We start from the raw sequence: 14,503 nt of genomic DNA on the forward strand, positions 1-14,503 counted from the left end.
TTACAGATTACAGATTACAGATAATATATTTGATGGAAATTTTTCTCATTATGCACCAAGATAAATAGAATTTTAATTTTCACAATGATAATCTCACTATTTCCTTTTCCAATCGACTTTTCAGTTCATTACTACCAAAGGAAGAATATAATGCATTCAAATTTGTTTCAATAAAATCACTATACTGCCAACCAAAGTATCGATTAATCTTAGAATATTCTTTACATAAGCTAATATTTGCAACTGTCCGAGTATCTGTATTAACCCCAATATTTACACCAGCCTCTTTTAAAAAATTAATTGGATGGTTTTCATAGATATCATAAATATCGCAAACAATATTACATGTCGGGCAAATTTCTAAATGTATATTTCTTTCTATAAGAAGATCAATAACATCTCGATCTTCAATACTTCTGACACCATGACCTATACGAGAAATGTTTAATTTATCGATAGTCTCGCGCACACTTTCCGCCCCTTTCGCTTCTCCTGCATGCGCAATCACATTGCCACCATTTTCCAACACCATTCTAAACGCATTCAAATGCGCATTAAGTGGATATCTTGCCTCATCGGCAGCAAGATCGAGGGCAACAACACCGTAATTAGAATATTCATTGACAAGATATGCGGTTCTCAAACTTTGATCTTCTGAAAAATGTCGCAATGTACATAATATTAAACCTGCCGCTATACCATATTTGACTGAAGAATTTTTCATTGCCTCCAAAACAATTTCTACAATATCGCGTTCATTTAATCCTAAACGAAGATGAAGTAAAGGTGCAAATCTAATTTCAACATAAACTACATTATCGCTTTTTAATTGTATGAAAAGATCTTCTACGGCATCAGCTATTACGTCCCTTTTTTGTAGTAAATCCAATGAAGGCGTGATTTTATTTAAAAAATCACCTAAATCATGGCATTTTTCAGCGGCAATATATTTCTCACAAAATGACTTATGAGTAATATCAGGAATAAGTTTCTTAACGAAATGATAACTTAACCCACAATCAAGATGCGTATGCAACTCTACCTTTCTCAGTAAATCAGGATTAAAATTCATCTTTTATCCTCCTATATGACTAAAATTAAGATAATAATGTAAATAGTTTATGCTTAAATATCTTACCCTTGATTTTAGTCACCACAATCATATTATAAGGATGATTAAGAAGATCGGTTGAATCAATAACTAAATGTCCATATGAACGTGCGCTTTGATATTCAACATAACCATACGCCTCTAATTTATTCTCTATCACTTCATTCGGATATAAAGCAATAGCCATTGTGATAGGATCAGGCAGATCAAATCCTTTTCTATTCGTTCTTCCCGCATTGAATTCAATCAATGTTCTATTACAGCTCACTGCAAACTGGCCAAGATCACCTAAAGAATTTAATTTATCCATATCAAACTCATCAATAAAAGCCTCTTCCATACCTAACTCCCACCCACAAAATACAAGAGGCAATCCAGAATTCAATACGATATGTGCCGATTCAGCATCAGAATAGATGTTGAACTCAGCTAATGGTGTAATATTACCCGGCTTCAATCCAGAACCACCCATAATATAAACCGCTTTAACAAATTTATATAAATCTGGCTCTTTTAAGACAGCCATTGCAATATTTGTCAATGGTCCCAAAGTAATTATTTCAATCTCACCAGGAAATTTTTTTACGATATCAATAATTGCATCTACTGCATGTTTATCTTCTACTATTAACGAAGACTCTGGTAAATTCATATTACCCATACCCTCTTTTCCATGAATATGATATGAAGTATAGTGCTCTCTAAATAATGGTTTACTCATCCCTTCATATACCGGAGGAATATATGTTCCTGCTTTTTCAATACTGACTAACGCATTTTTTCTGCACTGAGAAACAGCACAATTACCGGCAACAATAGTAATACCTTCAATAAAAACTGAGGGTTCACGGAGCGCCATCAGTAATGCAATTGCATCATCGGAAGCCGTATCTGTATCAATAATGAAATGTCTCATAGCCTATTTCCCTTTATCATATTCCTTACATTAGTCTATAAGTTCCGCCAAAAAAAAGTCACATGACCTTTTTCCAGAATCCAGAAACAATATGCACAGAGATAAATAACCAATATGTGATTTACTTCACAATCTTCCGCTAATAAACAATTTGTAGGAATATGTTCTAAACAGCATATATATACAAAATACTCAGAAAAAACAGCTAACTAAGATCGATAATTAAAATCATTTATTAGACTTATCTCTTTCAAGCCAAATTTAAATATGAGTGGAGCAATATATTTATATTGATTATATTTCTCCTGCATTTTATAACCAACCTAAATTCTCTCAAAAAATAGGAGACATAATCCAACAACCGCAAAGGAAACGAAGGTAACAGAGACAGCATCATTTACATAATTTCTGGAGCCGCCTCGAGAAAAATGACAAAAAACGCATTAATTTGCTTTAAAAAGCGCTTCCTTGACATATTTTCCACACTTTCTCCATTTTTTAGCTTATCCTCACTGTCTAAACTAATAGCACGTGATTAAACCGATATTTCAGTCGGACATAATCGAGCAATACCCTGACCTTGCGTTTGAGAGAATGTCGAAGAAATGAATCAAAATAATAAACGCCGTACCCTCCTTTTCCGTGTAATATTGGCCGCTATTGCTATTGCTGCCGCTATATTTTTTTGGTGCCAACTCAAAGTCCCTCAACAATCCAGTCTATCTGATCAATCCTCTGGTTTAGGGCATCCCCCTTTACCCCCAGTTCAGGTTGCTACGGTAGAAGAGCAGGCCGTCCCTCGCTTTCTTTCCGGGCTTGGCACCATTCAAGCCGCCAATACCGCTACGGTGACTAGCCGAGTTGAAGGTCAACTTATCGCTTTGCACTTTCAGGAAGGTCAACAAATTAAGCAAGGGGATTTACTGGCAGAAATTGATCCGCGTCCTTTTCAGGTTCAGCTAGCACAAGCCAAAGGCCAACTGGCTAAAGATGAAGCAATCTTGGCAAATGCCCGTCAGGATCTCAATCGCTACCAGAAGTTGGCAAACACTCACTTGATTTCCCAACAAGAAATGGATAATCAACGTGCGCTTGTTCGCCAACACGAGGCCAGTCTAAAAGTTGATCAAGCGGCTATTGATAGTGCAAAACTTCAACTCACTTACAGCCGAATTACGGCTCCAATTTCTGGTAAAGTGGGCTTGAAACAGATTGATATAGGGAATTTTATCTCCAGCGGCAACAACTCTCCTATTGTGGTTATTACCCAAACCGATCCGGTAGATGTACTATTTTCACTCCCTGAAAACGATATCAGTGCTGTTTTGCAAGCTCAGAAAACCAATCATGACGTCGTCGTTAGTGCCTGGGATCGCAATAACCAGCAACAACTTGCCGAAGGAAAACTGTTGAGCATTGATAATCAAATTGATGCCGCTACCGGCACAATTAAGCTGAAAGCCCGTTTTTCCAATCAAGATAGCACCTTATTCCCAAATCAGTTCGTTAATGTCCGTATTAAAGTCGATACACTGGAAAACGCAGTGGTGATCCCAAATGCTGCTCTGCAAATGGGTAATGAAGGGAATTTTGTCTGGATGTTAAGCAAAGAGAATAAAGTCAGCAAACATCTGGTCACGGTCAAATTGCAGGATACAAAACGCGTTGTTATCAGTACCGGCTTGGCAGCAGGTGATAAAGTAGTCACTGATGGTATCGATCGCCTGACAGATGGCGCTAAGGTGGATATTGTCACACCGATGGTCAATAAGCCTCAGCCACAAAAACACGATAAAACGGAGAATTCCTGATGCAGGTAAGCTCTCCAATCCCAGGAGGCGGGCCATCACGCCTGTTCATCTTGCGACCTGTCGCCACCACGCTATTTATGGCAGCAATCTTGCTGGCAGGTATTATCGGCTATCGCATACTGCCCGTGTCTGCATTACCGGAAGTGGACTATCCCACCATTCAGGTTGTCACACTCTATCCCGGCGCAAGCCCCGATGTAATGACTTCGGCAGTCACCGCCCCACTGGAACGCCAACTCGGACAAATGTCTGGTCTGAAACAGATGGCATCCCAAAGTTCCGGCGGGGCTTCCGTTATCACATTGCAATTCCAACTGACTTTGCCGTTAGACGTTGCCGAGCAAGAAGTGCAGGCGGCCATTAATGCAGCCAGTAATTTACTGCCAAATGACCTTCCCTATCCTCCCATTTACAGCAAAGTTAACCCCGCAGATCCGCCTATTTTAATGCTGGCAGTCACCTCCGATGCAATGCCAATGACACAGATTCAAGATATGGTGCAAACCCGTATCGCACAGAAAATTTCACAGGTCAACGGTGTAGGACTGGTGACACTCGCCGGCGGCCAGCGACCCGCCGTCAGAGTGAAGTTAAACGCTCAAGCGATCGCTGCACAGGGACTGGATAGCGAAATGATCCGTACCGCTATTAACAATGCTAACGTTAACTCCGCCAAAGGTAGCCTTGATGGTCCGACTCGCTCCGTCACGCTTTCGGCCAACGATCAAATGAAATCAGTAAATGATTACCGCAAACTGATCATTGCCTATAAAAATGGTTCACCGGTACGGTTACAAGATGTCGCAACCATTGAGCAAGGAGCTGAAAACACCAAACTCGGCGCATGGTCAAATAACAAACAAGCCATTGTGATTAATATCCAGCGCCAGCCCGGCGCCAATGTGATTGAAACCACAGATAATATTCGTCAGATGTTGCCGGAGCTCATCAGCAGCTTGCCAAAATCTGTTGATATGAAAATCCTGACTGACCGCACGACAACCATTCGTGCTTCTGTGAAAGATGTTCAGTTTGAGCTGTTACTGGCAATTGCATTGGTTGTTATGGTGATTTACCTGTTTTTACGCAACGGCATTGCAACACTCATCCCCAGTATCGCTGTTCCCCTTTCACTGACTGGTACATTCGCAGTGATGTATTTCTGCGGCTTCTCCGTCAATAACCTGACGCTAATGGCGCTCACCATTGCCACCGGTTTTGTCGTGGATGATGCCATTGTGGTCATTGAAAATATCTCCCGTTATATAGAACAAGGCGAGAAACCGATGACCGCAGCATTGAAAGGCGCAGGTGAAATCGGTTTTACCATTATTTCCCTGACTTTCTCTTTGATTGCAGTGCTAATCCCATTGCTTTTTATGGGCGATATCGTTGGCCGCCTGTTTCGTGAGTTTGCGATTACCCTGGCCGTAGCAATTCTGATTTCAGCCATTGTCTCACTGACATTAACCCCCATGATGTGCGCTCGAATACTGAAACCGGAATCACAGATAAAACACAATCGTTTTGAACAAGCCAGTGAACGCTTTTTTGAACAAATGATTGCCAGTTATGCCGTATGGCTAAAAAGAGCGCTGAATCACCCGTGGATCACATTTAGCATCGCCCTAAGCACATTGGCGCTAACGACTCTGCTCTATCTGATGATTCCAAAAGGATTTTTTCCATCACAGGATAATGGGCTGATTCAGGGAACACTGGAAGCGCCGCAATCCATTTCCTTCTCTGCAATGGTGGATAAACAACAGCAAGTTTCATCCCTATTACTGCAAGACCCGGCAGTAGAAAATATCACCACCTTTGTCGGTGTTGACGGCAGTAACCCAACCTTGAATAACGGGCGATTGCAAATCACGCTGAAACCACTAAATCAGCGTGATGACAGAATCGTTGACATTATTCCGCGTTTGCAGGAAAAAGTTGCCGCCATACCCGGCATAAAACTCTATCTGCAACCCATACAGGATTTGACGATTGATACTCAAGTTACCCGTACCCAATACCAATTCACTTTGCAGGCAACTTCTCTGGATGAACTGAGTATCTGGGTGCCAAAATTGCTGGCTGAACTAAAGCAGAGAACTGAACTAATTGATATCAGCAGTGACTGGCAAGACCAAGGGCCAATTGCCTACGTTAAGGTAGATCGAGACACAGCCAGCCGATTAGGCATCTCAATGGCCGCTATAGATAACGCACTCTACAACGCATTCGGCCAGCGGCTAATTTCAACCATTTATACACAGGCTAATCAGTATCGAATTATCTTGGAGCATGATGTGACATCAACTCCAGGGCTGGCAGCATTTGATAACATCCGTCTTAACGGAACTGACGGTCATGTCATATCTCTCAAAACTATTGCGACTATTGAACAAAGATTTGGCCCGTTGGCAATCAATCATCTCGCTCAATTTCCCTCAGCAACATTTTCTTTCAACGTTACTGAGGATGCTTCTCTCGAACAGGCGGTCAATGCTGTTCGTGATGCAGCACAATTGATCAAAATGCCCAAAGATATTTCCACCCAATTCCAAGGAACAACGCTGGCATTTGAAAGCGCGCTGGGCAATACATTATGGCTAATCGCGGCTGCCATCATCGCTATGTATATCGTGCTAGGCATACTGTATGAAAGCTTCATCCACCCGGTGACAATCCTCTCCACATTGCCGACAGCGGGAGTGGGCGCGCTACTGGCGCTGATGATGGCAGGTCACGAACTGGATGTCATTGCGATCATTGGCATTATCCTGTTGATAGGTATTGTGAAGAAAAATGCCATCATGATGATCGATTTTGCGCTGGCAGCGGAACGTGAGCAGGGGTTACCGCCTTACGAAGCCATTTATCAAGCGTGTCTATTGCGTTTCCGTCCAATCTTGATGACCACAATGGCAGCGTTGCTTGGGGCGCTCCCCTTGATGCTCAGCATCGGTGTAGGCGCTGAATTACGTCGGCCTCTGGGTATTTGTATGGTCGGCGGATTGATTATGAGCCAGATCCTGACGTTGTTTACCACACCGGTGATCTATTTACTGTTTGACCGATTGGCGCACTATCGCCGCAATCGTCAGTCCTCAGTCCCAGACACTTCATCTATTGATCATCAGGAGCCGCGGTGAAATTCTTTGCCTTATTTATCCAACGTCCTGTTGCCACCACGCTATTGAGTTTAGCCATAACCCTATGCGGGGTATTGGGATTTACCTTGTTGCCGGTTTCTCCTTTACCACAAGTGGATTTTCCAGTGATCTCCGTTTACGCTTCATTACCGGGAGCCTCGCCGGAGACAATGGCCTCATCGGTCGCGACTCCCCTGGAGCACGCCTTAGGCCGAATTGCCGGAGTCAATGAAATGACCTCCAGTAGCTCCCTTGGCAATACCGATATCACACTTGAATTTGATCTCAACCGTGATATTAACAGTGCAGCGCGGGATGTACAGGCAGCACTGAATGCCGCTCAAAGTCTGCTACCTTCCGGTATGCCTAGCAGGCCGCATTATTACAAAGTCAACCCGTCTGACGCCCCGATTATGATCCTCACATTGACTTCTGATACCTATAATCAGGGGCAACTTTATGATTTTGCCTCTACTCAACTGGCGCAGAAAATTGCCCAAGTTGAAGGCGTCAGTGAAGTCTCTGTCGGCGGCAGTTCATTACCCGCAGTCAGAGTCGAATTGAATCCTGGCGCCCTGTTTCATCAGGGCGTTTCACTAGATGCGGTACGCAAAGCTATCAGCAATGCCAATGTTCGCCGTCCACAAGGATATGTGGATTCCGATCAGCAACACTGGCAAGTTCAAACTAACGATGAATTGAAAACAGCCGAAAGCTATCGTCCGATTATCGTTCACTACAACAACGGTTCACCGGTGCGATTGCAGGACATAGCAAATGTAAAAGATTCTGTTCAAAATGTCAGAGCAGCCGGCATGTCTGGCGGTGAACCGGCTATTTTGTTGATCATTCGCCGTGAAGCTGGCGCCAATATTATCGCCACAGTAAACCGTATCCGTGAACAATTGCCTGCATTACGTGAATCTATTCCTGCCAGTATTCAACTTAAAGTGACTCAAGATCGCACACCAACTATTCGTGCTTCATTAGTAGAAGTAGAACGTGCATTAGTGATTGCTATCGGGCTAGTCATTCTGGTGGTGTTCCTGTTTTTACGTTCTGGTCGCGCAACATTAATCCCTGCCATCGCTGTACCGGTTTCACTCATTGGCACCTTTACCGCCATGTATCTGTGCGGTTTCAGTTTGAACAATCTTTCTTTAATGGCGCTGACGGTTGCCACAGGATTTGTGGTAGATGATGCGATTGTGGTGCTGGAGAATATTTCCCGCCACCTTGAAGCAGGTATCAAACCCATGCAAGCGGCGCTGCGAGGTGTCCGGGAAGTGGGTTTCACGGTCCTCTCGATGAGCATTTCGCTGGTAGCAGTCTTTATCCCGCTTCTGTTCATGGATGGATTGGTTGGTCGGCTGTTCCGTGAATTCGCCATTACCTTAACCACATCAATCGGTATCTCATTATTGGTTTCCCTGACGCTAACGCCAATGATGTGCGCCCACTTACTAAAATCTCAGCTCCCCAAAGCACAAAAGAAAATACGGGGATTCGGTAAAGTTTTACTGAAAATTCAGCAAATGTACGGACGCTCCCTGATATGGGTTCTTAATCATAGCCGTTGGATATTATTGATTCTGGCTGGCATTATTGCCCTAAATGTTTGGCTCTATATTAATATCCCCAAAACTTTCTTCCCGGAGCAGGATACCGGTCGGTTGTTAGGGTTTGTTCGGGCAGATCAAAGTATCTCTTTCCAATCCATGCGTGAAAAAATGAAGAATTTCATGCAGGTAATCAATGCAGATCCTACGGTAGACAGCGTGATCGGTTTTACCGGTGGTGGGCGGGTAAATAATGGCTTTATGTTTATCTCTCTGAAACCATTGAAAGAGCGTTCAGAAAGCACTGAACAGGTTATTTCACGCCTGAGAATTAAACTTGCCAATGAACCGGGAGCAAATCTGTTTCTCATTCCGGTACAGGATATTAGGGCTGGCGGTCGCCAAGCTAATGCCAGTTATCAGTTTACATTGCTGGCAGATGATCTGAATGATCTTCGCAAATGGGAGCCTGTTATCCGTAAAGCGTTAGGGCAGTTGCCCCAACTGACCGACGTGAATTCGGACAAAGAGGATAAAGGGGCTGAAATGGCAATAATCTATGACCGCGATACCATGTCTCGTCTGGGCATTAATGTCAATGAAGCCAATAGCCTGCTGAACAATGCTTTTGGTCAGCGACAAATATCCACTATCTATCAACCACTTAATCAGTACAAGGTTGTGATGGAAGTTGCACCAGAATATACGCAAGATGTCAGCGCACTGGATAAAATGTTCGTGATTAATAATCAAGGAAAAACCATTCCGCTCTCCTATTTTGCTCACTGGCAACCAGCTAACGCGCCGTTAAGCGTGAATCATCAGGGGCTTTCTGCTGCTTCAACCATTGCTTTCAATATATCGGCAGGTTATACCCTCTCTGATGCTATCAATGCGATTGAAAGAACCATGACCGAACTGAGCGTACCCTCAACGGTTCGCGGCACTTTTGCTGGTACCGCCCAGATTTTCCAAGAAACCCAGAAATCACAATTATTCTTAATTCTGGCCGCCATTATTACCGTCTATCTGGTGCTGGGGATACTGTATGAAAGTTATATCCATCCATTGACTATTCTCTCTACCCTGCCTTCCGCCGGCATTGGCGCCCTACTGGCATTGGAACTGTTTGACACACCATTCAGCCTGATAGCATTAATAGGCATCATGTTATTGATTGGTATCGTGAAAAAGAACGCCATTATTATGGTGGATTTTGCTATTGAAGCTCAGCGTAACGGTAATATCCGCGCCCGTGATGCGATATTCCAAGCCAGCCTGTTACGTTTCCGTCCAATTCTGATGACGACACTAGCCGCCTTGTTTGGCGCCCTGCCACTGGTTTTGAGCAATGGCGACGGAGCAGAATTACGCCAACCTTTAGGAATAACTATCGTGGGTGGCTTGGTCATGAGCCAGCTTTTGACGCTATATACCACACCCGTTGTCTATCTCTGTTTTGATCGAGTAAGGGAAAAGTGGCAACAACGGCGTACCATCAAGCAAATTATGGAGCCACTATGAAACTCGGCATCAGTGGTAAACTGTTTATGGCCATCTTCGCCACTTGTATGCTGGTACTCATCACCATGCACTGGGGCGTAAGAAGCAGCTTCCAACATGGTTTTATTGGTTATATAAAACAAAATATCCAGTTACGTACCGCCATGTTAGCCGAAGCACTGGCTGAACAATATCAACAATATGGTAGCTGGAAATTCTTAAAGAGGAATGACAGAGTAATTTTTCAAATTATTCGCTCCATTGAACAAACCAGTGAAAGCCGCCAGGGTCCACCACCTCGCGGTTGGCGAACTCAATTTTGGGTGGTGGACAGTGACATGAAACTGCTGGTCGGTCATGAAAGCAAAATCCCGACAGAGACTTATCGCAAACCCATTCTCTATCACCATCAAGTTGTTGGTTGGGTCATTGTCAGCACATCAGATAAAATTACCCGTCAAGCTGATATCAGTTTTGATCGCCAGCAGCAACTGACAAGCTGGATCATTGCTGGTTTATCTACCTTACTGGCGATCATAGCCACGCTATTATTATCCCGCGGTATGTTAAAACCCGTTAAGCGTTTAGTTGAAGGGACGCATAAACTGGCAGCAGGCGATTTCAGCGCCCGAGTCACGCCATCAAGTAAAGATGAAATTGGTCAGCTTGCCCACAATTTTAACCAACTTGCCAGTACCCTAGAAAAAAACGAGCAGATGCGTCGCGATTATATGGCAGATATTTCTCATGAACTACGCACCCCCCTTGCTATATTGCGCGGTGAATTGGAAGCATTACAGGATGGTGTTCACAAACCCACGCCAGAAACGCTCAATTCGTTATTAGCTGAAATTACCACATTGACCAAACTGGTTGATGATCTACACCAACTCTCTTTATCTGATCGCGGGGCGCTGGCATACCGGAAAGAATTTATCAACATCAGTGAATTAATTCAGGCTGCTATCGCATCTTATCGTGGACGTTTCCTCGATAAGCAAATCCAAATAGATGTTAAACTTCCTGAAACTATTATGGTATTTGCTGACCCAAACAGATTGACTCAGCTATTTCATAATTTACTGGAAAACAGTCTTCGCTATACCGCCGATAATGGAAAATTAATCATTAAAAGTTGTTCTAACGATAACTACTTCATTCTGAATTGGGAGGACAGCAAACCCGGCTTGTCGCCAGAGCAATGCCAACGGGTTTTTGAACGATTCTACCGTAGTGAATCCTCACGAAACCGTGCCAGTGGCGGATCAGGGCTTGGATTAGCTATTTGCTATAACATTGTTGAAGCACATAGCGGCGCCATCCATGCCGCCCCCTCACCTTTAGGCGGCCTGAGAATTATCGTAGAATTGCCGCTAACTAAATCCCTCGACGGCGAAATGTTATGAATACAGAATTTGAACATTATACTGTTTTGATTGTTGAAGATGAGCCAAAACTTGGTCAGTTGCTGGTTGATTACCTGCGGGCGGCTGATTACGAAACCCAGTGGCTACTGCGGGGCGATGAAGCTGTCTCCCATGTACAGCAACACAATCCAGATATTATTTTGCTGGATCTGATGCTTCCAGGCTGCGATGGCATATCTATCTGTCGGGAAATTCGCGGCTTCTCTGATGTGCCGATTATTATGGTCACCGCCAAAACGGAAGAAATTGACCGTTTACTTGGATTGGAAATCGGAGCAGACGATTATATTTGTAAACCTTATAGTCCACGTGAAATTGTCGCGCGAGTTAAAACGATTCTTCGTCGCTGTTACCGACCACAAGATATTGTCAAGCAAAGCGATCTGCAAATCGACGAGGCCTGTTTCCAAGCACGTTACCGCGATAAAATATTGGATTTGACCCCGGTTGAATTCCGGTTATTAAAAACGATGGCAAGTCGCCCAGGGCAAGTATTTTCCCGCGATAAATTACTGAATAACCTGTATGACGATCACCGAATCGTGACAGACCGTACTATTGATAGCCACATTAAAAATTTACGCCGTAAACTGGAACAATTGGACAACAGTAAAACATTCATTCGTTCTATTTACGGACTCGGTTACCGATGGGAAGCGGATATATGCCGTTTGTTATAACTGTCACATTTTAACTGAATTAAATTTCTCTCAACCTTTCACCGGTCAGAAATTCAGCTATATTAAAAATACTTACCTTTAATTGGAGGAATTTCTTATGGCTGTAGGTCATTATGATCTGAGAAGAACAAAAAACAAGCAGTATTACTTCAATTTAAAAACATCGAACGGTGAAGTTATCCTTACCAGTGAAATGTACACCACCAAGGCAGCAGCGAATAAAGGAATTCGTTCTGTCCAGGCAAATTCACTGGCAGAAAAAAACTTCGAAATCAGAGAAAACAAATCTGGCAAGTCCTATTTCGTGCTGAAAGCGAGAAACTATCAAGTTATCGGCATCAGCGAATCTCACGATAATGAAGTCGCGGCCAAAAAAGGCATTCAATCTGCGATTAAACATGGTTCTAGCGCCAATGTCCGAGATCTGACAAAGTCAGAATAATACTTTTTCATCATAAACCGCACCTTATCAGTTGAAAGTTATCGTCAATTGATAAGGCGCTCTTCATCGATCACGTTCTTTGTTGATCACGTTCTTTGTTGATCAATAGAACCGAACGTTTCATGCTAATAAATTTGTATCCCCAACAAATTAAGGGTTAGAATCCCCCGTCTTATCCTTACTTTTTATAGTGAAAACCAGTCTCAATTCAAATCGAGAATTTTTTAACCATGTTTACTCCAGAATTACTTTCCCCTGCCGGTTCACTGAAAAATATGCGCTATGCTTTTGCTTATGGCGCAGATGCCGTATATGCGGGTCAACCACGTTACAGCCTGCGTGTTCGCAATAATGAATTTAATCACGAAAATTTGGCGCTCGGCATTAAAGAAGCGCATGAGCTTGGTAAACGCTTTTACGTTGTGGTCAATATTGCTCCTCACAATGCCAAACTGAAAACTTTTATCCGTGATCTAAAACCTGTCATTGATATGGGACCAGATGCTCTCATCATGTCCGATCCCGGACTGATCATGATGGTTCGTGAAGCTTTTCCTGAAATGGAGATTCATCTTTCCGTTCAAGCTAACGCAGTTAACTGGGCAACAGTAAAATTCTGGCGACAAATGGGGCTGACACGCGTCATTCTTTCCCGCGAGCTTTCTCTGGATGAAATTAACGAGATTCGCCAGCAGGTTCCCGATATGGAACTGGAAGTTTTCGTACATGGCGCATTGTGTATGGCCTATTCAGGTCGTTGCCTGTTGTCTGGCTATATTAATAAACGAGATCCTAACCAAGGAACCTGCACTAATGCCTGCCGTTGGGAATATCACGTCCAAGAAGGTAAAGAGGATGATATCGGTAATATTGTGCATATGCATGAACCTATACCGACAAAAAATATCGAGCCAACATTGGGAAAAGGCACACCAACAGATAAAGTATTTACGTTCGAAGAAGCAAAACGCCCAGGTGAATATATGTCAGCTTTCGAAGATGAACATGGTACTTACATCATGAATTCTAAAGACTTACGTGCAGTTGAGCATGTTGAGCGATTAACTAAAATGGGCGTTCACTCTTTGAAAATCGAAGGACGAACAAAATCCTTCTATTACTGCGCTCGCACCGCACAAGTTTACCGCCGAGCCATTGATGATGCCGTTGCAGGGAAACCTTTTGATCCAACTCTGCTAACAACGTTAGAAGGACTCGCCCATCGCGGCTATACCGAAGGATTTTTACGCCGTCATACTCATGATGCCTATCAGACTTATGAATACGGCTATTCGATATCCGATACACAACAATTTGTTGGTGAATTTACAGGTGAACGAGTCAACGAATTAGCTGAAGTTACTGTCAAGAATAAATTTATGATCGGAGACCGTCTCGAATTAATGACGCCATCAGGCAATATCCAGTTTACGCTGGAAGCAATGCAGGATAAAAAAGGCCAACCAATGGAAGTTGCGCCTGGGGATGGTTATATTGTCTATTTACCAATCCCTAAACAAATCGATATTAATTATGCCTTATTAATACGTAATCTAAATGGTATTAATTCTCAATATGCTCAAACGAACCGAGACTCAGACAAATAATCATCAATATCCCCTTTTTATGACAATATATTTCTTTTTTTAGAAACAGATCACATCAATACTATTTTATTTACCGTAATATTGCTGGCGAAAAATAAAAAATTAAAAAAGTTTTACAGTAAGACTAGGAACCACCTCCTTGGCCGGCTCAATCTCCCTTGAGCTGGCCTTTTCTTTTTTCCTCCGAGAAATAAAATCAATAAGTTACAGAATTCATTTACATGATTAATTAAATAGAGAAATTTAACTATTAAACCAATGAATATTTATATTAATGTGTTTCTTATACCTACATATTAAT

Annotated in this window: 9 protein-coding genes; 7 read left to right on the forward strand and 2 right to left on the reverse strand. The window is 42.9% G+C overall.

Annotation, left to right across the window (positions count from 1 at the left end; genetic code table 11):
- Positions 1–79: 79 nt before the first annotated feature.
- Positions 80–1,072, reverse strand: coding sequence for an adenosine deaminase (gene add / locus V2H77_RS02625; protein ID WP_341497557.1), 993 nt, complete (start codon positions 1,070–1,072; stop codon positions 80–82).
- A 25-nt stretch (positions 1,073–1,097) separates the two neighbouring features.
- Positions 1,098–2,027 (reverse strand): nucleoside hydrolase, encoded by a 930-nt coding sequence (locus V2H77_RS02630; protein ID WP_341497558.1) that lies wholly within the window; start codon positions 2,025–2,027, stop codon positions 1,098–1,100.
- A gap of 605 nt (positions 2,028–2,632) precedes the next feature.
- Between V2H77_RS02630 and V2H77_RS02635 the strand changes: the two genes are divergently transcribed.
- The 7 genes from V2H77_RS02635 to trhP all read left to right on the forward strand — a co-directional run bounded on the left by V2H77_RS02635 (position 2,633) and on the right by trhP (position 14,202).
- A complete protein-coding gene (locus V2H77_RS02635; RefSeq protein ID WP_341497559.1) occupies positions 2,633–3,838 on the forward strand; it encodes an MdtA/MuxA family multidrug efflux RND transporter periplasmic adaptor subunit in 1,206 nt (401 codons plus the stop codon).
- Positions 3,838–6,984 carry an MdtB/MuxB family multidrug efflux RND transporter permease subunit gene (locus tag V2H77_RS02640; RefSeq protein ID WP_341497560.1) on the forward strand — a complete coding sequence of 1,049 codons (3,147 nt, stop codon included), beginning with the start codon at positions 3,838–3,840 and terminating at the stop codon, positions 6,982–6,984. The genes V2H77_RS02635 and V2H77_RS02640 overlap by 1 nt, the downstream gene beginning before the upstream one ends.
- Positions 6,981–10,067, forward strand: a complete 3,087-nt coding sequence (gene mdtC / locus V2H77_RS02645; RefSeq protein ID WP_341497561.1) for a multidrug efflux RND transporter permease subunit MdtC — start codon at positions 6,981–6,983, stop codon at positions 10,065–10,067. The genes V2H77_RS02640 and mdtC overlap by 4 nt, the downstream gene beginning before the upstream one ends.
- A complete protein-coding gene (baeS, locus tag V2H77_RS02650; protein WP_341497562.1) occupies positions 10,064–11,452 on the forward strand; it encodes an envelope stress sensor histidine kinase BaeS in 1,389 nt (462 codons plus the stop codon). The genes mdtC and baeS overlap by 4 nt, the downstream gene beginning before the upstream one ends.
- A complete protein-coding gene (baeR, locus tag V2H77_RS02655) occupies positions 11,449–12,153 on the forward strand; it encodes an envelope stress response regulator BaeR (RefSeq protein ID WP_341497563.1) in 705 nt (234 codons plus the stop codon). The genes baeS and baeR overlap by 4 nt, the downstream gene beginning before the upstream one ends.
- A 97-nt stretch (positions 12,154–12,250) precedes the next feature.
- Positions 12,251–12,595, forward strand: coding sequence for a YegP family protein (locus V2H77_RS02660; RefSeq protein WP_341497564.1), 345 nt, complete (start codon positions 12,251–12,253; stop codon positions 12,593–12,595).
- Positions 12,596–12,825: 230 nt separating this feature from the next.
- Positions 12,826–14,202, forward strand: a complete 1,377-nt coding sequence (gene trhP / locus V2H77_RS02665; protein ID WP_341497565.1) for a prephenate-dependent tRNA uridine(34) hydroxylase TrhP — start codon at positions 12,826–12,828, stop codon at positions 14,200–14,202.
- The last annotated feature ends 301 nt before the right edge of the window (positions 14,203–14,503 follow it).

This window comes from Photorhabdus sp. P32 (assembly GCF_038085095.1).
Taxonomy (GTDB): Bacteria; Pseudomonadota; Gammaproteobacteria; order Enterobacterales; family Enterobacteriaceae; genus Photorhabdus; species Photorhabdus luminescens.